Origin of the sequence: Methanospirillum stamsii, assembly GCF_003173335.1 — an archaeon.
Taxonomy (GTDB): Archaea; Halobacteriota; Methanomicrobia; order Methanomicrobiales; family Methanospirillaceae; genus Methanospirillum; species Methanospirillum stamsii.
Map to the genome: position 1 here is coordinate 251,812 of NZ_QGMZ01000018.1, position 25,466 is coordinate 277,277.

At 46.2% G+C, this 25,466-nt stretch carries 34 protein-coding genes; 12 read left to right on the plus strand and 22 right to left on the minus strand.

Going from position 1 to position 25,466, the window contains the following annotated elements; all coding sequences use genetic code 11:
- Positions 1-6 precede the first annotated feature (6 nt).
- Both DLD82_RS10300 and DLD82_RS10305 read right to left on the minus strand, forming a co-directional pair.
- Entirely contained in the window at positions 7-564 is a 558-nt protein-coding gene (locus DLD82_RS10300; RefSeq protein ID WP_109941020.1) for a flavin reductase family protein, read from the minus strand.
- A 126-nt stretch (positions 565-690) separates the two neighbouring features.
- The gene (locus tag DLD82_RS10305; protein ID WP_109941021.1) at positions 691-1,155 is read right to left on the minus strand and encodes a protease inhibitor I42 family protein; all 465 of its coding nucleotides are present in this window, start codon (positions 1,153-1,155) and stop codon (positions 691-693) included.
- Positions 1,156-1,423: 268 nt separating this feature from the next.
- Here DLD82_RS10305 and DLD82_RS10310 point away from each other — a divergent pair, with 268 nt between their 5' ends.
- Both DLD82_RS10310 and larE read left to right on the plus strand, forming a co-directional pair.
- Positions 1,424-1,807 carry a hypothetical protein gene (locus tag DLD82_RS10310; RefSeq protein ID WP_109941022.1) on the plus strand — a complete coding sequence of 128 codons (384 nt, stop codon included), beginning with the start codon at positions 1,424-1,426 and terminating at the stop codon, positions 1,805-1,807.
- Between the two features lie 47 nt (positions 1,808-1,854).
- The gene (larE, locus tag DLD82_RS10315; RefSeq protein ID WP_109941023.1) at positions 1,855-2,658 is read left to right on the plus strand and encodes an ATP-dependent sacrificial sulfur transferase LarE; all 804 of its coding nucleotides are present in this window, start codon (positions 1,855-1,857) and stop codon (positions 2,656-2,658) included.
- A gap of 57 nt (positions 2,659-2,715) precedes the next feature.
- Here larE and DLD82_RS10320 read toward each other — a convergent pair whose 3' ends face one another.
- The 11 genes from DLD82_RS10320 to DLD82_RS10370 all read right to left on the minus strand — a co-directional run bounded on the left by DLD82_RS10320 (position 2,716) and on the right by DLD82_RS10370 (position 11,277).
- Entirely contained in the window at positions 2,716-3,036 is a 321-nt protein-coding gene (locus tag DLD82_RS10320; RefSeq protein ID WP_146199755.1) for a hypothetical protein, read from the minus strand.
- Positions 3,037-3,067: 31 nt separating this feature from the next.
- Positions 3,068-3,733, minus strand: a complete 666-nt coding sequence (locus tag DLD82_RS10325; protein WP_109941025.1) for a VTT domain-containing protein — start codon at positions 3,731-3,733, stop codon at positions 3,068-3,070.
- Positions 3,734-3,920: 187 nt separating this feature from the next.
- Positions 3,921-4,943 carry a tetrahydromethanopterin S-methyltransferase subunit H gene (gene mtrH / locus DLD82_RS10330; RefSeq protein ID WP_109941026.1) on the minus strand — a complete coding sequence of 341 codons (1,023 nt, stop codon included), beginning with the start codon at positions 4,941-4,943 and terminating at the stop codon, positions 3,921-3,923.
- Between the two features lie 13 nt (positions 4,944-4,956).
- Positions 4,957-5,703 (minus strand): tetrahydromethanopterin S-methyltransferase subunit A, encoded by a 747-nt coding sequence (gene mtrA / locus DLD82_RS10335; RefSeq protein WP_109941027.1) that lies wholly within the window; start codon positions 5,701-5,703, stop codon positions 4,957-4,959.
- On the minus strand, positions 5,703-5,906 hold the full coding sequence (locus DLD82_RS10340; RefSeq protein WP_109941028.1) for a tetrahydromethanopterin S-methyltransferase subunit F: 204 nt from the start codon (positions 5,904-5,906) through the stop codon (positions 5,703-5,705). The genes mtrA (DLD82_RS10335) and DLD82_RS10340 overlap by 1 nt, the downstream gene beginning before the upstream one ends.
- On the minus strand, positions 5,907-6,641 hold the full coding sequence (mtrA, locus tag DLD82_RS10345; RefSeq protein WP_109941029.1) for a tetrahydromethanopterin S-methyltransferase subunit A: 735 nt from the start codon (positions 6,639-6,641) through the stop codon (positions 5,907-5,909).
- Positions 6,642-6,651: 10 nt separating this feature from the next.
- Complete coding sequence (gene mtrB, locus DLD82_RS10350) at positions 6,652-6,936, minus strand: tetrahydromethanopterin S-methyltransferase subunit MtrB (protein ID WP_109941030.1); 285 nt, start codon at positions 6,934-6,936, stop codon at positions 6,652-6,654.
- Entirely contained in the window at positions 6,936-7,832 is an 897-nt protein-coding gene (gene mtrC / locus DLD82_RS10355) for a tetrahydromethanopterin S-methyltransferase subunit MtrC (RefSeq protein WP_109941031.1), read from the minus strand. The genes mtrB and mtrC overlap by 1 nt, the downstream gene beginning before the upstream one ends.
- Before the next feature lie 10 nt (positions 7,833-7,842).
- Positions 7,843-8,685: a tetrahydromethanopterin S-methyltransferase subunit D gene (gene mtrD / locus DLD82_RS10360; RefSeq protein ID WP_109941032.1), complete on the minus strand. Its 843-nt coding sequence runs from the start codon at positions 8,683-8,685 to the stop codon at positions 7,843-7,845.
- Entirely contained in the window at positions 8,682-9,578 is an 897-nt protein-coding gene (gene mtrE / locus DLD82_RS10365; protein ID WP_109941033.1) for a tetrahydromethanopterin S-methyltransferase subunit E, read from the minus strand. Before mtrE ends, mtrD begins: the two co-directional genes overlap by 4 nt.
- Before the next feature lie 385 nt (positions 9,579-9,963).
- Positions 9,964-11,277, minus strand: a complete 1,314-nt coding sequence (locus DLD82_RS10370) for a methyl-coenzyme M reductase glutamine C-methyltransferase (RefSeq protein WP_245920416.1) — start codon at positions 11,275-11,277, stop codon at positions 9,964-9,966.
- Between the two features lie 194 nt (positions 11,278-11,471).
- On the opposite strand from DLD82_RS10370, the gene DLD82_RS10375 reads away from it, so the two are divergent.
- From DLD82_RS10375 to DLD82_RS10420, 10 genes are all read left to right on the plus strand, one after another.
- The gene (locus DLD82_RS10375; RefSeq protein ID WP_109941035.1) at positions 11,472-11,951 is read left to right on the plus strand and encodes a DUF2124 domain-containing protein; all 480 of its coding nucleotides are present in this window, start codon (positions 11,472-11,474) and stop codon (positions 11,949-11,951) included.
- 29 nt (positions 11,952-11,980) lie between these two features.
- On the plus strand, positions 11,981-12,784 hold the full coding sequence (locus DLD82_RS10380; protein ID WP_109941036.1) for an Mrp/NBP35 family ATP-binding protein: 804 nt from the start codon (positions 11,981-11,983) through the stop codon (positions 12,782-12,784).
- Between the two features lie 62 nt (positions 12,785-12,846).
- Complete coding sequence (locus DLD82_RS10385) at positions 12,847-13,179, plus strand: NifB/NifX family molybdenum-iron cluster-binding protein (protein WP_109941037.1); 333 nt, start codon at positions 12,847-12,849, stop codon at positions 13,177-13,179.
- A gap of 25 nt (positions 13,180-13,204) precedes the next feature.
- A complete protein-coding gene (locus DLD82_RS10390; protein ID WP_109941038.1) occupies positions 13,205-14,056 on the plus strand; it encodes a P-loop NTPase in 852 nt (283 codons plus the stop codon).
- Complete coding sequence (locus DLD82_RS10395; protein WP_109941039.1) at positions 14,053-14,922, plus strand: ATP-binding protein; 870 nt, start codon at positions 14,053-14,055, stop codon at positions 14,920-14,922. The genes DLD82_RS10390 and DLD82_RS10395 overlap by 4 nt, the downstream gene beginning before the upstream one ends.
- Entirely contained in the window at positions 14,919-15,341 is a 423-nt protein-coding gene (locus DLD82_RS10400) for a DUF134 domain-containing protein (RefSeq protein WP_181391367.1), read from the plus strand. The genes DLD82_RS10395 and DLD82_RS10400 overlap by 4 nt, the downstream gene beginning before the upstream one ends.
- A 30-nt stretch (positions 15,342-15,371) precedes the next feature.
- Positions 15,372-15,632 (plus strand): hypothetical protein, encoded by a 261-nt coding sequence (locus tag DLD82_RS18580; protein ID WP_181391368.1) that lies wholly within the window; start codon positions 15,372-15,374, stop codon positions 15,630-15,632.
- The gene (locus tag DLD82_RS10405) at positions 15,595-16,005 is read left to right on the plus strand and encodes a NifB/NifX family molybdenum-iron cluster-binding protein (protein ID WP_245920417.1); all 411 of its coding nucleotides are present in this window, start codon (positions 15,595-15,597) and stop codon (positions 16,003-16,005) included. The genes DLD82_RS18580 and DLD82_RS10405 overlap by 38 nt, the downstream gene beginning before the upstream one ends.
- A 275-nt stretch (positions 16,006-16,280) precedes the next feature.
- A complete protein-coding gene (locus DLD82_RS10415; RefSeq protein WP_109941042.1) occupies positions 16,281-16,514 on the plus strand; it encodes a FeoA family protein in 234 nt (77 codons plus the stop codon).
- Complete coding sequence (locus tag DLD82_RS10420; protein ID WP_109941043.1) at positions 16,511-18,226, plus strand: ferrous iron transporter B; 1,716 nt, start codon at positions 16,511-16,513, stop codon at positions 18,224-18,226. Before DLD82_RS10415 ends, DLD82_RS10420 begins: the two co-directional genes overlap by 4 nt.
- A 33-nt stretch (positions 18,227-18,259) precedes the next feature.
- Here DLD82_RS10420 and DLD82_RS10425 read toward each other — a convergent pair whose 3' ends face one another.
- The 9 genes from DLD82_RS10425 to mcrD form a co-directional block, all read right to left on the minus strand.
- Entirely contained in the window at positions 18,260-19,204 is a 945-nt protein-coding gene (locus DLD82_RS10425) for a radical SAM protein (RefSeq protein ID WP_109941044.1), read from the minus strand.
- A gap of 119 nt (positions 19,205-19,323) precedes the next feature.
- Positions 19,324-19,602, minus strand: coding sequence for a DUF5320 domain-containing protein (locus DLD82_RS10430; RefSeq protein ID WP_109941045.1), 279 nt, complete (start codon positions 19,600-19,602; stop codon positions 19,324-19,326).
- 167 nt (positions 19,603-19,769) lie between these two features.
- Positions 19,770-20,216 (minus strand): CGGC domain-containing protein, encoded by a 447-nt coding sequence (locus tag DLD82_RS10435; protein ID WP_109941046.1) that lies wholly within the window; start codon positions 20,214-20,216, stop codon positions 19,770-19,772.
- A 62-nt stretch (positions 20,217-20,278) separates the two neighbouring features.
- Positions 20,279-20,956, minus strand: coding sequence for a tetratricopeptide repeat protein (locus DLD82_RS10440; protein ID WP_109941047.1), 678 nt, complete (start codon positions 20,954-20,956; stop codon positions 20,279-20,281).
- Between the two features lie 215 nt (positions 20,957-21,171).
- Positions 21,172-21,594, minus strand: a complete 423-nt coding sequence (locus DLD82_RS10445) for a hypothetical protein (RefSeq protein WP_109941048.1) — start codon at positions 21,592-21,594, stop codon at positions 21,172-21,174.
- A 279-nt stretch (positions 21,595-21,873) separates the two neighbouring features.
- Entirely contained in the window at positions 21,874-23,577 is a 1,704-nt protein-coding gene (gene mcrA / locus DLD82_RS10450) for a coenzyme-B sulfoethylthiotransferase subunit alpha (protein WP_109941049.1), read from the minus strand.
- Between the two features lie 13 nt (positions 23,578-23,590).
- Positions 23,591-24,349 (minus strand): coenzyme-B sulfoethylthiotransferase subunit gamma, encoded by a 759-nt coding sequence (gene mcrG, locus DLD82_RS10455; RefSeq protein ID WP_109941050.1) that lies wholly within the window; start codon positions 24,347-24,349, stop codon positions 23,591-23,593.
- Positions 24,350-24,353: 4 nt separating this feature from the next.
- Entirely contained in the window at positions 24,354-24,989 is a 636-nt protein-coding gene (gene mcrC / locus DLD82_RS10460) for a methyl-coenzyme M reductase I operon protein C (RefSeq protein WP_109941051.1), read from the minus strand.
- Positions 24,989-25,459, minus strand: a complete 471-nt coding sequence (gene mcrD, locus DLD82_RS10465; protein WP_109941052.1) for a methyl-coenzyme M reductase operon protein D — start codon at positions 25,457-25,459, stop codon at positions 24,989-24,991. Before mcrD ends, mcrC begins: the two co-directional genes overlap by 1 nt.
- Between the last annotated feature and the right edge of the window lie 7 nt (positions 25,460-25,466).

Sequence of the window (25,466 nt, forward strand, 5' to 3'; positions counted from 1 at the left end):
GACTGATTATTTTTTAAACTGTTTTCCATCAGAAAATGCTTTGCCGATTTGTTCTCCGACATCAAAATACGCACTCTGGGCGTATACAATCGGGTTTATTTTGGTAATATCCGGTTTGCCATCGGTGACAACATCCTTGTCTGCATGAATTTCCACGACCTCTCCAATATAGAGCAGATGGCTTCCGCAATCAACACTCTGGAAGAGTTTACACTCCATATTAACCGGGCATTCTTTTGCGAGGGGAGCCGTTTTCAGTTTTCCGTAAAATGATGTGAAAACTCCGGCCTTGTCTTCCTTTGCACCGGAGACAATCCCGCAATAATCACTCTCGATTACCTGCTTTGAAGTAGATATATTTAGGCTGAATGTGTTATTCTGGTCAATACCTTTTGCAGTATGCCTGATTTTGTTGATCGCAACGCATACCATGGGTGGTGCCATACAGGCAACTGTAGCCCATGCAGCGGTCATATAATTTGGTTTTCCATCAACATCTGCCCCGACAAGCAGGGTGGGCATAACACTCATAAACGGCATGGGGCCGAGGGTGACCTTCTCCATATGGTTCACTTCGGGATAGAATTTATGAAAGATGATTCTTAAGAGTATCTTTCCAGACCGGAGGGTTCACAGACTGGTATGTTCATAAAAAAAGGGAGATGCAATAATTACATCAGGTGTTTTTTCTCAAATCAGTTCCTGAACAGTAATGTTCAGGGTGTAGGTTTCCTCACTACCGGTGAGGTTTTCAAAGCTTCGCATGTTCACCGCCGAGAAGGTCTGGTTTCCAACATCAACAGCCTTTAGAATCCACTCATGTATTCCACCAGCACCGGCCATCATCTGGGAAACTGCATCGGGGGTGTATTCATCAGCAAGGATCTCAAGTCCGGATGAGGTGGTTACATTCCACATGTATCCTGTGGTTGGATTTTCATTTAGTGAGATCTGGACGGTTTCGTTCACGGTCATATTAAGTGCAGTAGTGTTCTGATCCGCAGTATAAGTAGCATTCAGGACAACGTCACTTTGTTCCGGAGTGAGAGTAGTGACATCAGCCTCGGAACTTTCTATGGTCAGTTCTGCATAGCATCCGGTTATAACCAGTGTTGCCATAACCAGTAAGATAAGACAAGATTCCAGTTTTACCATAATTCATCATTATAACGAGTCTCTTTTAATGTTTCTGGTAAATTTTCGTGTAAAGTTCATATTACATCGAAAATAGCGAGAAAATTGGGTTTCTTTTTAGCATTGTTCTGGTTTATCAGATCCTGATGGACCTTACAAAAAGTAAGAGGTACTAAACAGGCGCATTATTGTTCATTCCATAATATGATCCTTTTTGTTTCTGCTGATGAGTTAATGAAAAAAGAGAATTTTCCTTTTCAGGAGAGCAATTATCCGGAAATGGAACTTATTGAATAAAGAGAATATGGCTCTGACTGAAGACGAGGTGCAGGCTCGCAGAAAAAACTGGCGTGAATTGTGCCATAATCAGACTGAACATGAGATATTATACTGCATTTCAAGTTTTCCCGATGGTGTCAGGGAGTCGAAAATTAAAACCCAGATGCAGGATGTTTTCAAATATTCATTTCATGGCAACATTGAAACACATCTTAAATCTTTAGAGGCAAATGGCCTGATTTCAAAAGAGACAACCCGGAGTGGTGCCAGGATATGGCATGCAGACCAGTCCTCTGTTATTAAGCTGGTCCGGAAAGAACTTGAAGTATTGAAAGCCCGTGAATTAGAAATGCAAGATTTTCATGCATATCTAGCAGATATGTATGGTGATTGAATTGGTCCGGCTGATGGGTTTTCATAAAAGAATGTCATTCAATTGATATGTCAACCAGCGAGAAACTAAACAACTTAACTAAAATCCTTCGTAGCCATGCTCCTCTCCTCATTGCCTACTCCGGTGGGGTTGATAGTGCACTTCTGGCGGTACTTGCAAAAGAAGCCCTTGGGCCGGATAACATACAGTGTACTCTTGTTGACGGTCCGGAAGTTCCAAGGCGTTTGTTCCATGCAGCAGTAAAACTGGCCGGAGAAATTGGATTGCCGCTCACCGTCCTCACCGGAACTCCGTTTTCTGATGAACTAAAGCGTTTGAATCCTTCCGATAGATGCAGGTTTTGTAAACTCGGAATTTTTAAGATCCTTGATACTGCCCGGAAGAAATACCACTGCAATTATATTGCAGATGGTGCGAATGCATCTGATACTGGAGAAAACCGTCCGGGGATAGATGCATTTAGTTCCTGCGGGGTGATTCACCCGTTTATCATGGCCGGAATTACCAAACAGGATATCAGGACTATCTCAAAGGAGAAGGGATTATCTTTCTGGAACAAGCCATCAGCAGCCTGTTTATATTCCAGGATTCCTTACGGGGATGAGATAACCGAAGAAAAACTGAGGATGATAGAAAAAGGGGAGGATATCCTGTCGGGCCTTGGGATATCCCAGCCAAGGGTCCGGCATCATGGAACCATAGCCCGTCTGGAAGTCCCTCCAGATGAGATGGAGATTATTTTTTCTGCCCGGAACAGGATTCTGGAGGAATTTAAGAGTTTGGGTTTCCTCTATGTTACTCTGGATCTCCAGGGATACCGTTCAGGAAGTATGGACGAGGTTTTAAAATAAGATGGAATTTCCCGTCCAAATGTTATTTTTAAGGATATTTCGAGTCGTACTCCCTGGTTATTCTTTCTCTATGACCAGGTACAGGTCAAGATAAAAATTAATACGCTCTTCAACCCGATTTTTTTCAGTTTTGGGATGGGTTACATAAAGTATGGTGTCGCCGGTCATTCCTTTCATGGTAAGCCATTCTCCTTCATGAAAGGTAAACATCTGAAGTTCACCCAGGGATCTAACAGATAATGTGCCCTGTTTTTTGAGGATTGAGAGGAATTTTGTATCTATCGGATGACTGAACGTAAACTCACTTACCAGATATTCATCTGTGCATTTATTGGTATTCTTTCTTTGTATTACTCGCATATCTGTAAAATCAGTCATACCTGAGACTTTTCCATACGGAAATTATTGTTTATCTGACCTTTTTTAATACACATGATCCAAAAAACCTGCATATCTCTATTAATACAGATCCTACGGCGATAAGAGATATCAGAATGATTGCAAGAGCAACAAGAGACATATTCTCTTTTACAATTGGGATACCCCCCAGGAAATATCCTGCCAGAAGGAATATGCTGACCCAGAGAATGCCCCCCGAGATGTTATATGCCAGGAATGTTCGGTACTGCATTTTACCCATTCCGGCTAGAAAGGGAGCGAAAGTCCTCACAAAAGGTGCAAATCGTGCGATAACAATCGTAATAGATCCATATTTTTCAAAGTACAGGTGTGTTTTATCAAGGTGCTCTTTTCGTATCATTGGGAGGTTCATATCAATGATTTTATGACCGACATATCTACCGATAAAATAATTAACCGAGTCCCCAAGAATTGCCGCAATATACAGGACACCAAGAAGGATTCCAATATTTAATATTCCCATTCCTGCGATTGTGCCGGTGACAAAGAGAAGAGAATCACCCGGGAGGAATGGTGTAATCACAAGACCGGTTTCACAGAAGATGATTACAAACAGAATTCCATATACCAGATTCCCATAGGTTTCAACAAGGCCGGGGAGATAATCATCCAAGTGAATAAAAAAGTCAAGCAATCTTGTGATCATTTCAAACATGAAATTTACGTTTCTGATTATAAGATATTAGCAGTTTTTACTTGTTTCTAAAATTGTCCGTTCAGATGGAGATAAGATGATGATTCCGGTAGGACCTTAAAAAAGGTCACAAAACATGCCAAAAAACGATGAAAATGGCGGCTTTAAATTTAAATAAGAAAAAACTCTGACTAAAAAAAATACTGGTTTATACCAGCATGTTGATTGGATGCTTTTCTGCTTTAACGTCTCCACCGAGTTCACGGAGGGTTTCTGCAAGGACAATGTCACTGAATGCCATTGCGGTTGCAGTTGCCTCACAGTTCTCGATTGGACCGAACATGATAAGGTCAGCACCAAGGGTGGCTGCCATAATGTTACATCCGATATCAGCAGAGGACCAGGCAGCCTGACGGATACCTTCAACACCGCCGAAGTGGTGGTGTCCCATCTGTTCAAGAAGTACTCCTGCATCTTTGTACCGGTCAAGAATACCGCTCTTTCTCCAGCGTTTGAGCCAGGTCCAGGAAACGGTCATGTTGTGGTATGCACCACCGGTTGGCAGACCGTGGATTGCCTTACAGGCAAGGATCTCACGGAATGAACCTCCGGAACCAAGTCCGAGCGGAGTTGCTGCAGTATCAAGAATCGGGCGGGTAATCCCACATTCTTCTGCAATTCCAATCATGGATTTTTCCTGACCTGCAACGCCACCTTCTGCAAGCACTTTCTCACGTCCACGGACGCTTGGGTCACCAGGGTTGAATGCGAGCACAATTGCTGCATTCACATCACTGTTCTTGAGTGCTTCTATGTTCTCCGGTCCGATGGAACCGTTGATGGAGTTATAGACTGCACGGTCTGCAATACCTGCATCGGTCACATACTTACATGCATGTGCCAGTGCTGCAGGTGCAGATGAGTCCATCAGGAATGGGAACTGGTCATCAATGCTACAGAACCAGTCGATGTAACTCTCGAATGCTTCTCCGTATTCACCGATGATCTGACAGAAGTACCAGTTTCCGGTAGCATCATAGAGTTCAAGACAGCGGTTCCAGAGTGCTTCTGCTTTTGCTTTGTCAATCTTTCCAGTGTGGTCATCGAGCACGGTCTCGTGCTTGTTATAGAATATCGATGCACCAAGTGCACGGGGGTATTCTCCCGGCTGTCCTCCAAGCTTGTAGCCGTTGAAGTCGAGGACCGTCTGTTCCTTTTCAAACATGAACATGGCTTATCACCTCTTAATGTGCGAGTATTTCTAGCAATTTTGGCAGTAATTCCGTAACTATTACGTATGTCATAAGTCCGGCGACGATACCGTAGAGAATACCGATATCCCGCCCGACTTTCCGGCCGACACGCTGGGCCATCTCACCCTCGACAAATTCGAGTTTGGTTTCAATTGCATCCAGCTTTGCCTCGATTTCAAGGAACTGCGGGTTTGCAGTTGCACTGGCAGCTCCAGCACCGCCTCCGCCTTCTTCCTTGATCTCAACAACCATTGCTCCACCAGGGAATACTCCGGGGTCACGTGCCGTCAGCTCTTTAATTTTTGCTGAAACGGCTCCGATATCCTCGGCTTCCATGATGTCAACGATCTCGACCTGTTCCTGGAACCTCTTGATGTGGTCTCCGGTGAGGTTCTCAATGAACGGAATTGCTCCTTTAGAACCGACGATCTTACCGCCCTCTATACCATTCTGGTGGAGTGCGATTAAGCTCTGTCCGGAAAGGTGTCCCTTGACTTCAGTACCGCAGGTAATGAGGAACCGGATATTCGGGTTGGAGATGACGTTTGCAATAACCTTCTCCAGACCGAGGTTTTCAGTCTTACATGATCCTGCGATGGCTGCACCTGCACTGCAGATTGCTCCCTCATCAAGGTGGGAACCCATGGTAACGACGGCTACCGGGTTTTTTGGATCACCGGTGTGGAAGTCACCCTGGACAATTGGCCAGCCTGATGCCGGCTCTCCCTTCTCTGCCATCAGAGTCCTCCGAGCAGAATGACTGGTACAACCAGAATCAGGGCAAATGCAAGACCAATCGAGAATCCGATGATACCAGAGTCCATGATACCGGATTCAAGTTTGTTGGTACGTGCAAGGATCTGTCCTTTATATTTCATGTCAGCCATCATGGCATCAATTGCTGCCATGCGTATTGGGCCTGACTTCTTCTCATCTGACACTTAGCTCACCCCGTGTCCAGCAAGCAGGAGTCCAACTATCACAAATGAGACGATAAGTCCAATCATGAGTCCTTCGACTTTACCACCGTATACACCGGCAGCGAATTTGTCGTAGAAACCTAAATTGGTTATCATTCCCTGGATGGTTTTCATCCGTGCATGAATGAGAGCTACTTCGGCAGACATAGGTCTGACTTCAGCACCCTCTTCTACTGCTCCGCCTGATTCATCTGATATTTCAACGACCATGGCGTCGGCGTCGAATGCACCCGGATCTCTGGCAGTCAGTTCATTGATTTTTGCTGAAACTACTCCGAGATCTTCGGCTTCCATGATGTCGACAATCTCGACCTGTTCCTGGAAACGCTTGATATGATCTCCTGAGAGGTTTTCAATAAACGGAATTGCTCCCTTAGATCCGACGATTTTACCGCCGTCTACTCCACCCTTGTGAAGGGCGATAAGGCTCTGGCCGGAAAGGTGTCCTTTAACTTCGGTACCACAGGTGATAACGAACCTGATGTTCGGGTTGGAGATGATGTTTGCAATAACCTTCTCCAGACCAAGGTTTTCAGTTTTACAGGATCCGGCGATGGCTGCTCCTGCACTGCAGATTGCACCCTCATCGAGGTGGGATCCCATGGTAACAACTGCCACCGGGCTGTTTGGGTCACCCGTATGGAAGTCACCCTGAACGATTGGCCATCCACTGGCTGGTGATTTCTTGTTTGCCATTTTTCTCCCCTCACATCAACGCCAGAACGATAACTCCGGCAACCAGGAGTCCTACAGCAAGTCCGTAGAACATCGCTGTAATACCACCTGCGAAAACCAGTGATTTCTCTCGGTGTGGGAATGTTTCAAGGAAACTGCCTTCTCCGGAGAGCATACCGACGATGTCGTCTGTGACTTTCTCAAGTGTGTTTACCTGGTCAAGGACTGGTGCCAGTGATTCGCCCTGCTGGGTAACAAATCCTGTAAATACATCACAACCAAGACCAAAGTCGGGAAGGACTGGAATCCAGGTCATTACTGGTCACCTCCGACTTCACGGATTGGCTTTGAATCAAGCCAGTCATATGCGTCACGCTTTGAGAGTGCAATATACTGCTTGTATGTGTAGATCCATCCAATCAATGAAATGATGATTCCAACGGTTGCGGACATCATGTCAAGGAATGCATAGGACATGACTGCTACAACGAACATGGAAAGGAATCCCACTTCGATTGCAAGCATGAGGGTTCTGTCCTGGGATTCATTCGGTCCAAGACAGGCGTTGAACGGGTGCTGCAGTGCTATTGCTCCAAGGAAGAATATGACTGCAAGTGCTGCTCCGCCAATTAATGAACCTGCAAATTCAGGCAGGACGGTGACCATGAATGTCTGGGCCCCTCCGGCTGCTGCTGCTGCAGGTTCCATTGAAAGAGTCATTCCACCGATAACAAGACCATTGAACATGAAAGTTCCCGTGCACATTGATGCAAATCCGAGCATGGTCATTGCTCCCACAATGGCAAGTTCTACCAGGGACATGATCATGACCGGAATGTTCATGTTAATGATGTTGTTTGCAATGTAACCGATAACTGCACCAATGATTGCTGCAAGGATCAGTGTTACAATGGGTGAAAAAATCCCGAATTTTGTCCCTGCAATCATGGCAATGGCTCCGGCTCCGAATGCAATCATACCGGCTGACGGAACTCCGGTTCCAAGACCATAACTACAGAGGTGCTTGATTGTGTCAGAACCCCACCAGAGTGCAGCAATAGCGCCGATTCCACCAAAGAATGAGAAAACGGCGATTCCTGTCACGACATTAAGGTATGTGAGGTACGTGCCCACAAGGGCGACAATTATTCCGTAGATCATCAGGGTGTTGTGCGGCATGCCCCCTTCAGATGCTTCCATTTTTACTGTCATGGTATACTCCTCACATCCCTATGTTCATCACAATCAGCATCGAAATAAAGCCACAGAAGGCTGATGCGACTGCACATCCGATAACTGCCCGTGGAACACGCTTGAATTTGGGGTCATGCGGTCCCTCGATAGTTCCGGTAATGTTGTATGCTGCCAGTACTGCGTTAACCAGGAAGAACCCGATTGCGAAGATTCCGGCGAGAGAAATTGCCAGTGGTTCAATTGCTGCTGCGTCTGCCTGCATAATCACTGGCAGGTTGGCATGATAGACATCGAGAAGTTCGATGTAAATGAGCGTTCCACCAAGACCGGCAATAAATCCTCCGATAACTCCTCCAACGAATGAGACGAAAGGCAGACCGTGACCTTCAGTTCCCTGTGATTTATATTCTGGGAATGTGTCTCCGGTGATTGGGTCTTTCTCTACCTTACCTGATGCAGCAGGAATACCCATGGCGAAGACATAGGTGGCATTCACCATAAGACAGGTGATGGCCATCATCAGACCTCCACCGACTGCACCGCCGGCAACTGCTACTGCAAAGTCTCCGGTTGCCTCATATGCCCAGGCACCTCCGAAGAGACCTGCAAGACCTGCACCGGCTGCAAGCATGGCGACACCAGTTGCAATACCGGGTGCCTGTCCCATTGCTGCCGGAGCACCACCGACCGGCACAAAGTGAACGCCGAATCCGATGAGTGCTCCGCCTATGATTATTCCGATAAGTGGAACGATTGAAAAACCAAGTGCGTATGTTGCAGCGATCGAGACGAGGAGAATTACAATGCCTACTACGGCCCCGGTTGGATTGATTCCTTCACCACCGGCAGCTGCTCCTCCGAGTGCACTCATGATGAGGCCTCCTCGGTGACATATGGTCCGTATGTCTTGCGGCCCCACACTTCAACCCAGCGGTCAATGAATGTGAAGACCAGAATCAGGATGACTCCCATAATGATTGCTCCCCATCCACTCAGCAGTTTCTCAAAGAGAACCGTACGCCAGAGTTCAAGGAACACAATCAGACCAAAACAGATACCTGAAGCCGGACCGGCGAATTTCGTTGTGAACCATCCGTTGTCAAGGGAGGAACGCTGTCCTGCCTCAGCATACCGGACGATGTTACCGGATGCGGAAATCGGAACACCTGCACCATATTTTTGATTCTGGTACTGACGTTCTTTTCCGTAGAACGGGTTTCCGGTAGCAGATCCTGCGGCACCAAGTGCAATACCCCATACCAGTCCGAGTAGGGGAAGTGCGAACGGATGGTGAAGTGCGGATGCCATCAGGTAACACATCGCGACCGTACAAAAGATCGCGACGAACGCATGTGCCATAGTTACCGGTGTCAATGACTTGATAATGTCAATGTATACCGGTTGCTGGAACTTTGCCAAACTTGCAATACGGCCGAGATACCCGGAAGTACAGTAGATTCCCTGTACAAAAACCGCGATAACCGAACCGAGAATAATTGCAAGTGCCGGGTTGTAGTTAATCTGCATCAATGCCCAGGCAACACCTGCTCCGATGACACACCAGGCTCCGTATGCTGGTGGTTCACCGGAAACTGCCTTGTTAAAGATGCGGTGGATATAACCCATCTGCGGAGCGAGCTGAACCTGTGAGTTCGGGTCACCCTGTGATCCGATATCAGATTCAGTATCTTCCGCAGCACCGGCTACTGTGGCAAGAGCTCCCGCCAATGCAGTAATACCAATGCCTAATACAATCTCTTCCATGTAAACCTATCTCCTGCGTAGCTCAAGATCAGACACAAGAGTGCTCGCGTTGCAATACCACACACATGGCATATCTGACCCGTTGTGGTAATTGATTTGTTCGGTCAGTATTGAATTAAAGGTTTCGAAATTAAGTCGATTTATATGGAATTCCATCGTGTCTGGAAAAAAGAAGGCGTATCCTCTCGATTTCACTCAGCAATTTCTGTCATAATTCAAAAAAAGTTGTTTCCAGATCAACAGAATCTGAGCCGATAGAGGGAGAAAGTATTTCTTCTCGTATGCGTGGCAATGGAGTATATATAGGGTTCGGGTGAAAAAAACGCGTGAATCGATGATTGTGCGCGTGAGGTTCGTCTATCGTCGATTAAAATCGGAAAATCGGTTATCCCCCGGAATAATACTGACGGATAAGTTTTGTTACATTCCGGATATCGGTTCCCTGTTTTCTCGTTTCCTCCAGATATACCTTATACTGGGCATCCTGTGTCATCCGGGGGACTGGTCTGCACATGTCTGCATGAAGCATCAGATCAAAGGCTCTTGCTTCTGCCTCGGTCAGGTGCAGTGCAGCATACTCTCCGGAATGGGGAGTACTAACCAGATCATCTTCAGGATTCATGCCACAGACTACATCTGCCAGAGGTGTTTTTGGTATCGGTTCGGCGATTGAAATGAAGACATCATCAAGGCTAAGTTCCTCCATAAGATCCTTTGTCGCGATGAAATCCTCTTCGCTTTCGCCCGGATATCCGGTAATAAAACTCCCAGCCGGTCTTACTCCAAATTGTCTGCACCGTTCAACAGCATCCCTGACGGTATCAAGAGGGATTCCTTTCTGCATGGCCTTGAGAATATTCTCACTTCCGGATTCGACACCAAAAAAAATCCATCCGATAGTGTTTGCATGGACCGCTTCCAGAACTTCATCGGTAATGCAATCCGCCCTGATATCCGGACATGAAACATTTTTTGGCCCCATTATGGATGATATCCCCTCAAGAAGGCCGATAAATGCAGAAGAATTTACCTCTCCGTCTTTTGATCGGTAGAGGGATCCCGTGCCCCCGATGAGAGCAATTCTCTTGACACCTTTCTTGTGAAACGCTTTTACTTCCCGTAATATTTCATCAAGTTCCCTGCTCCTGATTCTTCTCCCAAACACCCGGGGAACCTGGCAGAATCCGCACCGTCCGAAACAGCCCCGGTGAGTTTCGATATAGGTCTGGGCACCCCTGATGTCCTGACTGCCGATATCATCCGGAATCAAAGGAAGCGGACAGACAAATTCTTCAGATCGCTGCTGCCTGGTAACAATCAGTTTTTCATCTTCAACATATGCACAGTTCGGGCATTCGCTGATCTCCTGCCCGCTCATGATACAGGAGACAGCCTCTTCCCCCTCACCGCAAACAATCAGGTCCGGACTGAGTTCTCCCATAATCATCTCAGGACCGGATGAGACCGGACCTCCGACAATTACCGTTCCTCCTTCCTGTTTGATCTTTTGAACTGTATCTTTCAAAGCCGAATCTAAAAGATGTAAGGTGCTGTATAAACTGAGAAAAACCTTGTCTCCGGAGAGTTTTGTGATGTCACGGGTGATAGTCGGGTGAAATCCTGCGTCACGAATAACTCCTCCGATTCGCATTGCTCCATATGTATAAAGGCCGGGAGCACCGACCATCACCTTTGTCATCCGGTTATTCATGTTCTATATAGATCGTTGGATTATCGCGGATAAATATTCATCAGAATGATTTATTTCCTTCTGATTGTTTTGACAATTATTTCTCATAAGCTCAGAAATATATTAGAGTCACTTCGCCATACTATATACTTACCATATCTGCACCTGGGTTATAGGTCAGAGATGCTTTATGAGGTTTTAGTATGGGACAAACAACATTATCCGGGGTTCCAGGCATCCTGCGGCCCTTCAAGGAATATATTGAAAAAAAATCACTGAGTGAGGGATCTGAGATTGTATTTTATGGTGTGCCGGGTACCTGCACTCCTTTTATTGAATTACTCTGTTTTTCCATCAGATCTCTTCCCTGTACCTGTATCTTTGTTCCCTATAAAGCAGAAGAAAAGGCTCATAAACTGGTTATGAAAGCAGATGTGGGATTTCAGGCCGATTCCCCATGTCCTCCGAAAAACCCGGCTGTTGTCGTCATCATGGGTGGCCTTGCTATGCCGAATATGCCGGTTACTGCTGATGATATGGCAGGGGTATTAGAAAAATGGAAAGGAGCAGCGACCGTCGGGGTATGCTTTATGCAGATGTTTGAAAAAGCTGGTTGGCTCTCAAAGATGCATTTTGATCTGCTCATTGATGCTGATATATCGGTTGTTGTAACTTCAGAGTAACCCACATTTTTTTCATTTTTGGAATTATCATGACTGCTGAAACAAATAAGAATCTACCAAAGCGAGCTGATATTGACGTAAAACATGTAATCATTGTTCTTTCAGGAAAAGGCGGTGTGGGCAAATCAACGGTAGCTGTAAACCTTGCATATGCCCTGTCAATGAAAGGAAAGCAGGTCGGGCTTCTTGACCTTGATATTCACGGGCCAAATGTTCCGAAGATGCTTGGACTTGAAAACCATCAATTACTCTCTGAAAATAATAAAATCATTCCGGTAAAGGTAACTGAAAACCTTCAGGTAATATCCATGGCTTTTCTTCTTCCTCACCGGAACTCTCCGGTAATCTGGAGAGGGCCCATGAAATCCAATGCCATCCGTCAGTTTCTGGAAGATACTACCTGGGAACCGCTTGATTATCTGATAGTTGATCTCCCTCCGGGAACCGGTGACGAGGCTCTGACGATTGCTCAGACTGCGCCAAACATTGCCGGAACGGTAATTGTAACGACTCCACAGTCTGTTTCAACTCTTGACTCATCAAAGGCAATTACCTTTAGCAGGGATCTTGAGATGGATGTCCTGGGTGTCATAGAAAACATGAGCGGGTATATCTGTCCCTCTTGTAAAACAGAGGTGGATATCTTTGGTAAAGGTGGCGGAGAAAAAATCGCCGTTGAAATGGGCGTCCCATACCTCGGGAATATTCCGGTGGATCTCAGTATCCGGCAGTCCGGGGATGAAGGATGGGCATTTGTTGGGAAAAATTCGGACAGCCCGGCTCTTCATGCAATTAATGGAATTATCGACAGACTCATCTCGAAGATTGAATAATATTATTCAGTTTCTTTTTTTCTGAGAACATTTATTGCTCATATGTGCAATAATTATCTGGTATGATAGTAAGTATACCCTCAAGTGGTCCTACTGTAGACTCTCAGATGGATGATCGATTTGGACGTGCACCATATTTTGCATTTTTTGATACCGAAAGTGGAAGTTCACGGGTGGAGGCAAATCCACATGCAGGTGGGTCAGGTGGCGTTGGACCGATGGCAGTACAGTTTCTGGCAAAAAATAATGTGCAGGTTCTTATTGCACCCCGTCTTGGTGGAAATGCTGATGGAGCTCTCAAGGCATCCAGTATTACCGTAGTTATGCAAAATCCTGATGTTACCGTTGAAGCTGCATATTCAGCATGGAAGAAGAATTCTGAAAATTCTTCATAAGGTCATATAATCAACGGAGTTTTTAATGCAGATAGTAATAGCCAGTGGGAAAGGGGGCACGGGAAAGACAACCGTATCTTCAAATTTAGGATATGTTTTATCTCAAAAACAGAAAATTACCCTGGCTGACTGTGATGTAGAAGAACCAAACCTTGGGATTTTTTTTCCCTGTTCTCCTGAAATAAAAGAAGTCCATGTTACTATCCCCGATGTGCTGGAAGATCAGTGTCTCCATTGCGGGGCATGCGGGGAGTTCTGCAGATTCGGGGCACTGACAGTTCTAAAAGACAAGGTATTGTTTTTTCCCCAGTTATGCCACTCCTGTGGAGGATGTTTCCGTGTTTGTCCGGCTGAAGCACTGGAAAAAGTTCCCGCTCTTGTGGGAGAGATCAACACCTGTCATCTCACCGATTCACTGACACTCGTCACCGGAAGGCTGAAAGAGGGTGACGTCAGAACAACAGCGGTTATTGGAGCAGTCAGGGAAACGGTCAAAGATGACCCGATAGTCATCATTGATGCTCCACCAGGGACTGCATGTCCCTTCATTGAGACGGTAGACGATGCTCTCCTTTGTGTGCTGGTTACAGAACCGACTCCTTTTGGTCTCCATGATCTGTCCGTTGCGGTTGACGTGCTGGATGTTCTAAAAGTCCCGGTTGCGGTAGTTATTAACCGGAGCGACGGGAATGATGGTATTATTGAGGAATACTGTTGTGAGCATTCTCTTCCGATTCTTATGAAAATTCCCCTGGATTTTACTCTTTTAAAAAAGCAGAATGCAGGTGTTCTAATCTCCCGGGAAGATCCGGAATGGTCTTTACGCTTCTCCGAACTTGGAGAGAAAATCCTCGCAAAAGCACGGGGTGAAGTATGATCCAGGTTGCTGTCATAAGCGGAAAGGGCGGTACAGGAAAAACAATCCTTACTGCTTCATTTGCCTGTCTTCTTCCCCAGGATAAAGTTCTCATCGATGCAGATGTTGATGCTGCTAACCTCTCTCTCCTCCTTAATCCAAAGGATGTTCATTCTGATGAGTTCAGGGGTATGGACGGGGCAGTTATTGATACCAGTCTCTGCTCCGGTTGCGGAATATGCGAGGAAGCCTGTGTCTATGGGGCTATCCGGAAAACCGGTGATCAGTATGAGGTTGTTCCATACCGGTGTGAGGGGTGTGGGACATGCACGTTGGTCTGTCCTGAAGATGCGGTCAGTATGCAGTCTCGTATTACTGGCATGATTCATTATGCTAAATCCTCTGCCGGACCTTTATTGTATGGATCGCTGACACCAGGGGCAGGAAATTCGGGTTTACTGGTTCATCGGCTCAGGCAGGAAGCAGGAAAGTTGCATCCGGACGCTTCTCTGACTCTGATTGATGGGCCTCCCGGTATCGGATGCCCCTTAATTTCAACAATTACAGGAATTCAGGCAGTGGTTCTTGTTACCGAACCTTCTAAATCAGCCCAATCGGATCTCTCAAGACTCATCACCCTTTGCCGTTCATTTAAGGTCAAAATGTTCCTGGTTGTGAATCGTTATGATGTAAACCTGGATATTTATCAGGAGATAATCAAAATGGCTGATGAGATGAACATCCGGGTGCTTGGAAAGATACCCTATGATATTGCCGTCCTCAATGCAACCCGGAATGGAACCCCGGTCATCAGGACTGAAGGCCCTGCATCGGAAGCAATACATGAGATAGCAAAGAACCTGAATGGTGAATTAGAGAAAATATGATGCCGGTGGAAGATGGTCCCGGGCCACAACGGAGAAGAGGAAGACCCAGAATACAAAGAAGGGTTTCGGATTTAGGGACACTTCGGTGTTATGGGCCACGATGCCAGTTTCCACCAACGGAGGAAAGCGTTCAACTGCTCCCGGAGGAGATTGAAGTATTGCGGCTTATTGACCTGGAAGGATTGGAGCAGGAAGAAGCAGCGGCATTTCTTGGAGTTTCACGAAGAACCGTCTGGAAAGATCTGCATGATGCCAGGCGCAAGGTGGCTGATGCTCTGGTTCATGGTAAGGTTATTGAGGTCATTGGCTGCTTACGCCGCGGAGGCTATGAATGCCCGAAAAATTTTGATTTTTGTCCACGGGATGCCCATCAATTCCCTCCGGAAACTTCTGATGATAGTGAAGATAATTCTTCATAAATTTACAAACTTATTTATATTTTAACGCATATGAGTAATAATGGTGCTGTGCACCAGGAGGTGACAACGATACCTGATATGGATGGCACCGGCCCAAGGTGGCTGGGAGAGAGGAAATTTTCCAGACGGGGCCGGTGGACTTTTCAAGACAATATTACCAATCTGCCAGGTTCATCTGAATCTGTATCTCCAGAGGGGGATAAATCCGGAGATCAAAGGCCGAAATATGGCCTTGGCCAGGGTGGACTTCCTTTTGGAAACAGAAGAAGAATGGGCAGAAGAGGGAATTAATTCATTCAGGTTACTATTCATGAAGATTGCAATAGCGTGTGATGGAAAGAATGTGTCAGCACATTTTGGACACTGTGAAGGATATGCAGTTTATAATGCTACAGATTCTGTGATAGAATATTCAGAAACCCTGCAAAGTCCAGGTCATGAACCAGGGCGGCTTCCGGTTTTTCTGGCAGAACATGGGATAAATCTTATCATTGCCGGAGGAATGGGCGCCCGGGCAGTACAACTCTTTAATGATAACAATATTGAGGTTATTATTGGAGTAAGTGGTCCGGTAGATCTGGCTGCACAGGATTATGTAGCCGGGAAACTGAAATCCACCGGAAGCATCTGTACTCAACATGAGCATGACTGCTCCGGACATTAATAAGACCTGATCGTCATTCCTATTGATTGTAAATCATCTTTTTCTTTAAAAGGGCATGCCTGATATGGCATGCCCTCCCAGGGAAAACTAACGAAATCTCGTAAAAATTCCCTTGACTGGTCAATTATCCGGCCTTTCCCTGGTTTTATGTTTATTCTGATTATTCGCCCTGATTTTTTTATAAAAACCTTTTTTTTATCTGGTTGGATCATTAGAGCAAATGAAAAATATTAGGTATATCGAAATTCATACAGTAGTTTTGGAATCTGATATCCATGATCGTGGCGGTTATTGAACTTCAGGAAGGAAAAAATGGAACCATTACTGAAATCCGGGGTGGATGCGGGGTACAAAACCAGTTACGTTCAATAGGTATACGGGAGAGTAAAGATATTTTTGTTGTTACCCGTCATCCGTTCAGGGGTCCGGTTGTCGTCCGGATTGATGGCAAGATGATAAGTCTTGGAAGAGGTCTTGCCAGCAGAATTATGGTGGAGTTGGCTGATTGAAAAAGATAGTACTGATGGGAAATCCCAATGTCGGGAAGAGTGTTGTGTTTTCCCGTCTGACCGGGACTCATGTGATAACATCCAACTTTCCCGGAACCACGGTTGATTATTCCCAAGGGACTACCTGCCTTGACAAGGAACGGGTTTTCATTATTGATGCGCCCGGAACGTATTCCTTAAACCCTTCTAATCCTGCAGAAGAAGTATCGTCGAGGATCCTAAATGAGGCAGACCTCGTGGTTAACGTCGTTGATGCAACGAACCTTGAGCGAAATCTCATCCTCACTCTTGATCTGATATCCCGTGGCATTCCCCTCCTTGTTGTATTAAATCTCTGGGATGAAGCCAAACACACCGGAGTAGAAATAGATGTCAGGCGTCTTGAAGAATTACTTGGCGTTCCGGTCATACCAACCGTTGCAGTGACCGGGGAAGGGATAGCCGATCTGGCATCGTATTTGTATAAATCAGTGCCTCTTCCCCCTCATGAGTCCTGGACCGAAGATGAGAAATGGGTACGGATTGGGCATATCACCTCAGAAGTCCAGACGATTACCCATCGGCATCATACCCTCCGTGACTTGATCTCTGATGTCACGATAAAGCCGGTTACCGGAATCCCAATCGCCTTCTTTGTAATACTGGTTTCACTCTGGGCGGTAATTTTTGCCGGAGAGAGTATCATTACCTATGTAAGCGATCCCATCTTTGCATATTACCTTCCGTTTATCACCCAGTTTTCTGAATGGCTTGGTCCTGGTTTTGTTCAGCAGGTTCTGATTGGAGAATTAATAGATGGCCAGATAGACTTTGAACAGTCTATGGGTATACTCACTACCGGACTTTTTGTTCCGTTTGGGATTGTACTACCGTATGTCATTGTTTTTTACATTTTGGCAGCTTTACTTGAAGACTCGGGTTATCTTCCCCGTCTTGCCACTCTGACCGATACGTTCTTTCACCGGGTCGGGATGCATGGGTATGGAATAGTGCCGGTTTTTTTGGGTCTTGGATGTAATGTTCCGGGTATTCTTGCTACACGGGTATTAGAGACCAGAAAGCAACGGTTTATTGCAGCTACCCTGATTGCCATATCTGTCCCCTGTATGGCAAAAACTGCGATGATTTTCGGGACACTCGGACAGTATGGTGCACTGTATATTCTGATGGTGATTGTTGTGCTGGCTCTGGTTTATGTTACCATCGGAGCAATACTCAGCAGGATATTACAGGGAGAATGTCCGGAAATATTCCTGGAAATACCGCCATATCGCAAGCCCCGCCTGAATATGGTGCTGAAAAAGACATGGATGCGTCTTGTTGCATTTATTGCAGAGGCAGTGCCTTATCTCTTCCTCGGAGTTTTACTGGTGAATATCCTGTATGCCACCGGGTTTTTGTCATGGTTCGGGGATCTGCTGTCACCGCTTATTGTAGGGTGGCTTGGTCTTCCAAAGGAAGCTTCTGCGGCCCTTCTTACCGGATTTTTACGAAAAGATCTGGCAATTGGTATGTTACTCCCGCTCAACATGACTCCTGGTCAGCTTGTTGTGGCAGTGACCACTCTCACCATGTATTTCCCCTGTGCCGGAGCATTTGCTGTTCTTTACCGGGAGCTCGGGTTTTCCGGACTTGTAAAATCAGTCTTTGTGATGGTATGTGCAGCCTTTTTCGTAGGGGGGATGATGCGGTTTATTCTTATTGGAATGTAAAAAAAGGAATTTGTGGGTATTCTCCACAAATTTTCAGACACCCGTATTTATCCAGTAAAATATTCCCCGCTCGCCACTTTTTGCCTGAACAATACCTTCCTGAACCATGACGGCCAGTTTTTTTCTGACCTCCGGTGCGGTAAGGCCAGTCATGAGTGCGATGTCTTCCGCAGTACAGGGTCTGCGCCGGAGTGTTTCATCAATCAGGGCAATGCTGTTATCATCCGGTGAAAGGAGCGGTATCTGATAGTCCAGACCGATGATGTCAACAGGGATGCCACCTTCAGAAAAGTATTTCTGAATCTCTTTTAACATTGAGTGTCCAGGAGGGTTTACCCATGATTCAGTCCCCGGACGGTCCAGGTAATTGAGTTGGATCCGGTCTGGTCTGATGAGATATATCGTTTCCCGAAGGTTTTCAAGATCCTCAATTGAAGTGTTAATTGTAGGAATAAGAAATACCTCCAGCCATATCTGTCCGGAATACTCATTCCGTAGCGATACCATGCCCTGAATGATGCCTTTAATAGATAGGCCCGGTGTCGGACGGTGTATCTTTTCGAATATCTCCTGTGATGGCGATGTCATCGTAGGGCTAATAAGGTCTGCAGGCAGTAGTTCCTGTCTTACCTCCGGATTCGTGCAAAGACTTCCATTTGTGAGAATCGCTATTTTGTATGAAGGATAGTTCTCTTTCAGATGAGCTAGCACCGGACCGAGTGAAAGGGAAAGGGTGGGTTCACCCGAACCTGCAAACGTGATATAATCAAGTTTTGGAGAAGATGCGAGGGTATTATCCAGTTGCTCAATGATTTTGTCAGTAGGAAAAAATTCTCGTCTTTGTGATGTAAGGTCTGTTGTAGCCCCGCATTCGCAGTACACGCAATTATATGAGCACGTTTTAAAAGGGATCAGATCAATCCCAAGAGATCGTCCAAGTCTTCTTGAGATGACCGGTCCGAATATATGGTGAATCATAGTGGAAACTGGTTTTTATTGGTAAAACCAGGTATGGCATTAGTTTTTCCGGTTGTTAATCTTTCTGGCTGGTATTGAAATAGGTCATAGGAGAGTTTTAGAAGATTTTCTGGTTCGTGTTACCAGAAACATCGGCCTCTTCGTCCGCCACGACCTCCATTACCAAATCCTCTTCCCCCGCCACAGGGTATTCCCCCACGACCAAGTCCGTATACCGGGGCCTGTCCTTGTGCTGGTGATTGGTATACCGGAGCATTTTCATTTGTCATTACGTTCTGGTTTTCTCCGGAAGGGGTAGCTGGTACCCGGGCTTGTTGGTATGCCGGGCGGCAGTTTCCAAATCCTCTTCCTGTCATGGGACCTCGTCCTTGAGGTCCGGTTCCATCAAATCCTGGCATTGTTATTCTCCTGGTACGATACATCGTACCATTATTACTCATATGAGTAAAAATACATAAAGGTATCTCGCATCCATCTCCCTAATTCAGGTGATGATGTGTTCCTTCATTTCTCAACTCATGATTTATCCGCTTAAATTTTCAAAAAAAGGAAAAAAAAGAAGAGGTTAGTTGTATGCCTGCCTGGTTTTTTCGTCTGTCAGGGTTTCGGCGATTAACTCTTTCCATGCGTTGGAATCCCATGTTCCAAGGCTTTTGTGTGTATCATAATAACTCGTGGGAATCGGATGCGTGCCGACAACCACCTCAATTCCGAATTTTTCTGTGATAAACTTTGAAAAATATGCAATTCTTGGGCATGGTGGATATCCGACTACCATCCCGGTCGCTAGGTGGATAATATCTACACCGTTTTTCTTCATCTCTGCAGGGGCATATTCAATGTTGCCACCCGGACATCCATTGCAGGTAGTAAACCCGACAAGTTCAATATCCATTCCCTTATATCGCTCAAATGCACCTTCCCGGTTATGCAGTGATCTCAGGCATTTACCTCCGGCACATGTCCGGTACCGGTCACATATGATAATCCCGATTTTTTTTGGTTTGCTCATATTTATCCTATTTTCTGTGCTTTGTCACGATTAAGTAATTTTTTGTCGGACATTTGCTTGTATTATTTTATGTACGCTGGGCTTGACTTCTCATTTATTTCCTGCAATAATCTGCTAATCTCTTGAAATTCATCTGGATAAGAGATCCCGGTGTTTTCATACCGGGTGATTGCAGTTTCAAGAGCCTTTTTCGCTTCTTCGATCCGGTTTAATGCAAAGCACACTCTTCCTTTTCCAGCATAAAAGGTCCACTCATCTGCAGAGTTGTCTGAATGAGTGATTGCTGTTGCATACGCATCCAATGCGGATAATAATCGTTTCTGGTTTTCAAGAGAAAGTCCAAGTCCGTACCATGCATCCGCTGATGAAGGTTCTCGTATTGTTGCTTGTTTGAATGCACTGTAAGCACTCCGGTAATTTCCTGCATCAAGAGCAGCAAAACCTGCTGAAATATAGTCATCAGCAGTTCCCGCATCTGTTGGAGTTGGAACCGGAGTGATTCCTCTATCAAGAACGGAACTTGTCAGGTTTTGGTCAATCTGTGATAATATCCATGTTGGTGAGCTGAATAGAGCCCCCTCTGACCATCCTGCTTCGTATGGTATCATTCCGGATGGAACAATTTCTGAATCAAATGCTAATCCGGAGTAGTACACTTTTTCTGCTCCGGCAGTGCAAAGAGTGAGTGATAGGACTATCAAAATCATCAGAAGTACCAGGGTGTGAAAAATAATTGACATGAATAATTGATCTCATATGTGAAATAAATAGTTTCCTTCATGTAATTTTAGGTCTCGATTTTTCCTGCATTTGTCTTTCAGCGAGATTCTTGAGTAATTATCAATCGTAATATTTTCAAAAATTTTTATTAAACTATCTCCATAAATTGTATGATGCTATATTCAGGAAATCCATGGTAAAAATGTGGATGTATGATCCGTTTCATCTTTCTGCCCTAAGCAGTTGAAAATGGGGAATATTTTGAAGTGGCATCACTTGTTGGTTCTGGAGACAGAAACGGTCCGGATGGGTTTTTCGAATTGAACGGGGATACATATATCAGTTTTGTCGGATTCTGGAACATAAAGGTTGGTCTTTGATAACCTTCCGGAATTATCATAGGATCCTGGATTACTCCCTGATCAAGAACGGTGCTCATAATGTTTGGATCAATTTGTTTAAGCAACCAGATCGGGGTAGTAAATAGTGATCCCTGAGTCCAGCCATTGTCATCATAGGGTATCATTCCGGATGGGATGATTTCCGGATCATAAGCCTGGCCTGAATAATAGACTTTGTCTGTATCAGCAGATCCAAAAGTACTGAAGATCGTCCCAATAATTATCAGGGTTAATAGAACAGAGATATGTTTTGACATGAGTAATTGATCTCATATGTGAAATAAATAGTTTCTCCCACAAAATACTGTCAGAGATATATATAAGAATAGATGGAACACGAATGAATCTAATCAAAACTCAGATTATTGGTTAATTTTTTAATTGGGGCGTTATATTAAATCCCCTTGAGTGCATTTTCGAAAAAATTCATCATACTTAAACTTGGAATCCCGGTACGAATTGAAATTCTCATCAAATTAAAAAAAGCGAATACTGGTTACCGGTAGAAAAAATTAGAAAAAAGGAGTTTGTCCCGGTTAACGGGCTGGCATGAGGAGAGTTCTTTCTCCACAGGCGACGAACTCGCGGATTGCACCCTTTGCGAACTCCTTCCGTGGCTCGGCAAAGTCGAATGGCAGGGATGGGTCTGCGAAGGTGATCTTGATCATTGGGGACAGACAGAAACCATCGTTTCTGGTGTAGTGTGAAGAACCGACGATAGCTGCGTATTCTCCCTGGTGTCCCACGTTCATTGCGTAGTTCGGGTAGTTTGGACCACGGTATTCACCAATACATCCCTCGTCAGGTCTGACAGAGAGTGAGTTGGTTGAACCACACTGGTCCTGCAGGTCGTATCCGAAGAATCCGAGACGTGACCAGCCTTCCTTGTGCATGAGCATTGAAAGGTACCATCCATTCAGACCGGCGTTGGAGTTTGCAGTTGCAATTGCGGTTGAGAGACCGGATGCTGCTGCGATAACTCCTGCACGCTGGGAACCTCCGAAGTGGTCTTCCATAAGGGTTGGGAACTGTTCGTACTGTTCCATTGCGTTAAGGGTGACCTCTCCGGCAATGTCGTTGACGACTTCCTGAGTTGGTTTGACCTTGTCTGCTGGGTTACATGCCTTCCAGTCGACTTTGTACTTGTCCTTGATGTAGTCCATACCGTAGTAGGTGTACTCATCGAGGATGTTGTCGGTGTATGCTGCGGTTGCATACTGGGTAAATCCGACACCACCAGACATGTAGGAACCGAGCCAGATCTGGTCAAAGAGCATACAACCTGCACCGACGACCTCAAGGGATGCCCGTGCCGGGTCGTTTGGATACTTCCGGTTTGCCTGGATCATGTCAGAGAAGTGTCCGAACATGATACCACCGGGTTCATTTGGACCACGTGCACGACGGGCCGGGAGGTGGCTACCCATCTGGATAACACCAGCGTGCTTTGCTGCAAAGGACAGGTCAGCGACTGCTGCTTCTCCGGCACACATGCGGTATGCAGTAATGAAGGACATACCGATCTGCATGGCAGACCACCGGGAGGTAGTTCCACCATCACAGGTACGGGAGACGATGGTCGGGATGTGGATTGCCTGCCAGAGTGACTTGCCGACAGCTGCGTTGAGTGCTTCTGCCTGCTTTGCCGGGAAGAGCTTGTTGACATCAAGAACAAACTGCTTCTCAATCTGGTCTGCGAGTTCTGAATCTCCGGTAAATACCTTACAGTAACAGTCATCGACAACACTTGGGTGGGTCTCAACCATGTGTTCCTGAACGACTGCACCACCGGGCATTGCGTGGTTTAAGATGTGCAGGTATTCGTTGATGGTTTCAGGGGTGATTTCCTTGCCAAGACGCTTCTGAAGAGTGCTGTGTGCAAGGTCCATGTTGACGATGATGGTACGACGAATATCATCCCACATCTGCTGCATTGCCGGGTTGTTGACAAAGTGCAGGTCGTCACCCTCTACAAAGGTTCCGGTTCCGGATACTTCGTAGGTCATGAGCTGACGCTGACCCATTGGCAGACCACCAAGGTGGCACCGGTTCGGGTCGTACATGGAGATTCCACGGCGAAGTTCTACCTTCTTGGATGCCTCCATGAACTCTTTCTTTCTTGCAGACTGGTTCAGACCACCAAAGTTGTAAAACTCAGTCTTCGTGTCTGCTACGTCTCCCTCGAATTTGGTCTTCAGTGCTTTGAGGAAAAGTTTCTGTGCTCTCTCTATTTTTGCCATATTTAGTACCTCCTTACTCCACCGGCATGAAACCGTATTTTGTTCTCAGGGAGTGGATACGCTTGATATATTCAATGTACTCGGCGTCGCTCCGATAAGAGGTACCAACGAGTGAGTGGAACATGGTAGTGTTTGCCTTGAGCCAGGCAGCGTCCATTGGCTTACCAACATCGACCTTCTTGTCGAGTGGAGTTCCAATCTGGTCCTTTACGTACTTGACTGTGCCGCCTTCAAGGACACACCGCTGAAGCATATCGAACATCATACCATCTTCTGCAAGACGGAGTGAGTGTCCATGCACTGTTGCACCACGGATACCGATTGTTGCCGGATCAAAGAGGTTGGTGTTAATCAGGTCTGCAGAGATTTTTTCAAGGTCACGCTCACGGCATTCGACGATCTGACGGCCGGACAGAGTTCCCGGGTCGATACCACGGTAGCGGTATGCTTCGGTATAGGTTCTCTGGTATGGCTGGGAAGGTGCATTATAGACAGAATCTGCGAACTGGATGTACCGGACACGGTCTCCAGCCTTTGCACCATCGGTTGGGGTGACAATCTTTCTGATTGGACAGTCCGGCTCGCCCTGTTCTGCGAGTGGCGGGTGTGCGGTCGGGTATGCCTGACCTGGAGCACGGTGTCCAAGGATGAGAACAATATCTTCATCGGTGACGTTACGCATTTTTTCGAGCTTTACATTTGGGTTCATCTGCTTGCGCCGGTTTTCGGCGACAACAGACTGGCCCGGACCATACTGTGGAGTATATGCCATATCTTTATCTCTCCAAATCTGAAGTTTTCATAAGTATCATGACTTCGTGAATGACTTCGCTGATCTTCTCACGAGACGGGGTCTGACCTCTCGTAATACCACTGACAATCGCCATTACTGTCCCTTTTGTCCGGACATTCTCTTCAGTTGGCATCACAAACGCCGTTTTCACCCCTTCCTTTGCAAAATCCTCGTAATCGACGGGAGCCTGACAGACCACAACCACCGGTATGTCACAGTCTTTTAAGATAGACCGGACTTTATGGACGATATGTGATCTGACATTTCCATGGTGCAGTACCGCCACTTTATGACGGTTTATCTGGGTAATTTCCTTCTCGTTCAGGCCGAAATATGCTCCCAGCACATGACCGGCACTCTTAGGGGCATCAGGGGGAATCCCGGAGCCTGCGTTGAGAATCATGGTGCTGATACTATATTCAACCCCCTGTGCCCGAAGGGCGGACGTGATATCACAGACTGGTTTTGTAACATGCCGGCGACCGGGGGACATCCCTACGATGATGACGTCAGGATATCGGCATTCGGAGATAGTCCCCCTTTGGGCAAGGGCCCCTCCTTTTCCCATACCCGCACTTTCGCGGCAGTCGACAATTTGTGTTACCCGTCCAATTGGCATTATCTGTTACCCTGAAGAAGTGTCGGTCCGGTTTTATTTTTGGGATCAACAAGACCTAACATGATTTCGTTTGCATTTGGGCCGTACTTCGCATAGTCAACCTGCGTCGGTGTTGATCTCATGAATTTTCCTTCCTTGATTGAAAATGAAAAATTCGTGAAGACTTCCTTACAGGCCTCTTCGACTTGCGAAACGATATCCCTTGTTTCCAGTTCGAGAAGGAATGTTCCAACCTGCACCTTGAGGTCCACATCCGTTTCCCCAACCCGGATAGTTGCCTTTCCTGAGTGGGGGTTATCCAGACCCCTTGCGGGGCCATAGGGGACTTTCTGGGGTATACTCGGGCCGTTAATGACGATTCTACGGATCCCTGGTATGACCGCCAGTTTATTGAGGATTTTCTCAACAGTTTCAGGTTTTAAGAGGCGCTCGGTGACGATCCTGCATTGCGGGAATTCAGCATCAGCCATTGTACGA

Bases quoted from the DNA above. Each gene is read 5' to 3' on its own strand.
- DLD82_RS10300 (WP_109941020.1), bottom strand. From the start codon at position 564: ATGGAGAAGGTCACCCTCGGCCCCATGCCGTTTATGAGTGTTATGCCC.
- DLD82_RS10305 (WP_109941021.1), bottom strand. From the start codon at position 1,155: ATGGTAAAACTGGAATCTTGTCTTATCTTACTGGTTATGGCAACACTG.
- larE (WP_109941023.1), top strand. From the start codon at position 1,855: ATGTCAACCAGCGAGAAACTAAACAACTTAACTAAAATCCTTCGTAGC.
- DLD82_RS10320 (WP_146199755.1), bottom strand. From the start codon at position 3,036: ATGACTGATTTTACAGATATGCGAGTAATACAAAGAAAGAATACCAAT.
- DLD82_RS10325 (WP_109941025.1), bottom strand. From the start codon at position 3,733: ATGTTTGAAATGATCACAAGATTGCTTGACTTTTTTATTCACTTGGAT.
- mtrH (WP_109941026.1), bottom strand. From the start codon at position 4,943: ATGTTCATGTTTGAAAAGGAACAGACGGTCCTCGACTTCAACGGCTAC.
- mtrA (WP_109941027.1), bottom strand. From the start codon at position 5,703: ATGGCAGAGAAGGGAGAGCCGGCATCAGGCTGGCCAATTGTCCAGGGT.
- mtrA (WP_109941029.1), bottom strand. From the start codon at position 6,641: ATGGCAAACAAGAAATCACCAGCCAGTGGATGGCCAATCGTTCAGGGT.
- mtrB (WP_109941030.1), bottom strand. From the start codon at position 6,936: ATGACCTGGATTCCAGTCCTTCCCGACTTTGGTCTTGGTTGTGATGTA.
- mtrC (WP_109941031.1), bottom strand. From the start codon at position 7,832: ATGACAGTAAAAATGGAAGCATCTGAAGGGGGCATGCCGCACAACACC.
- mtrD (WP_109941032.1), bottom strand. From the start codon at position 8,685: ATGAGTGCACTCGGAGGAGCAGCTGCCGGTGGTGAAGGAATCAATCCA.
- mtrE (WP_109941033.1), bottom strand. From the start codon at position 9,578: ATGGAAGAGATTGTATTAGGCATTGGTATTACTGCATTGGCGGGAGCT.
- DLD82_RS10370 (WP_245920416.1), bottom strand. From the start codon at position 11,277: ATGACAAAGGTGATGGTCGGTGCTCCCGGCCTTTATACATATGGAGCA.
- DLD82_RS10375 (WP_109941035.1), top strand. From the start codon at position 11,472: ATGGGACAAACAACATTATCCGGGGTTCCAGGCATCCTGCGGCCCTTC.
- DLD82_RS10380 (WP_109941036.1), top strand. From the start codon at position 11,981: ATGACTGCTGAAACAAATAAGAATCTACCAAAGCGAGCTGATATTGAC.
- DLD82_RS10385 (WP_109941037.1), top strand. From the start codon at position 12,847: ATGATAGTAAGTATACCCTCAAGTGGTCCTACTGTAGACTCTCAGATG.
- DLD82_RS10390 (WP_109941038.1), top strand. From the start codon at position 13,205: ATGCAGATAGTAATAGCCAGTGGGAAAGGGGGCACGGGAAAGACAACC.
- DLD82_RS10395 (WP_109941039.1), top strand. From the start codon at position 14,053: ATGATCCAGGTTGCTGTCATAAGCGGAAAGGGCGGTACAGGAAAAACA.
- DLD82_RS10400 (WP_181391367.1), top strand. From the start codon at position 14,919: ATGATGCCGGTGGAAGATGGTCCCGGGCCACAACGGAGAAGAGGAAGA.
- DLD82_RS18580 (WP_181391368.1), top strand. From the start codon at position 15,372: ATGAGTAATAATGGTGCTGTGCACCAGGAGGTGACAACGATACCTGAT.
- DLD82_RS10415 (WP_109941042.1), top strand. From the start codon at position 16,281: ATGATCGTGGCGGTTATTGAACTTCAGGAAGGAAAAAATGGAACCATT.
- DLD82_RS10425 (WP_109941044.1), bottom strand. From the start codon at position 19,204: ATGATTCACCATATATTCGGACCGGTCATCTCAAGAAGACTTGGACGA.
- DLD82_RS10430 (WP_109941045.1), bottom strand. From the start codon at position 19,602: ATGCCAGGATTTGATGGAACCGGACCTCAAGGACGAGGTCCCATGACA.
- DLD82_RS10435 (WP_109941046.1), bottom strand. From the start codon at position 20,216: ATGAGCAAACCAAAAAAAATCGGGATTATCATATGTGACCGGTACCGG.
- DLD82_RS10440 (WP_109941047.1), bottom strand. From the start codon at position 20,956: ATGTCAATTATTTTTCACACCCTGGTACTTCTGATGATTTTGATAGTC.
- DLD82_RS10445 (WP_109941048.1), bottom strand. From the start codon at position 21,594: ATGTCAAAACATATCTCTGTTCTATTAACCCTGATAATTATTGGGACG.
- mcrA (WP_109941049.1), bottom strand. From the start codon at position 23,577: ATGGCAAAAATAGAGAGAGCACAGAAACTTTTCCTCAAAGCACTGAAG.
- mcrG (WP_109941050.1), bottom strand. From the start codon at position 24,349: ATGGCATATACTCCACAGTATGGTCCGGGCCAGTCTGTTGTCGCCGAA.
- mcrC (WP_109941051.1), bottom strand. From the start codon at position 24,989: ATGCCAATTGGACGGGTAACACAAATTGTCGACTGCCGCGAAAGTGCG.
- mcrD (WP_109941052.1), bottom strand. From the start codon at position 25,459: ATGGCTGATGCTGAATTCCCGCAATGCAGGATCGTCACCGAGCGCCTC.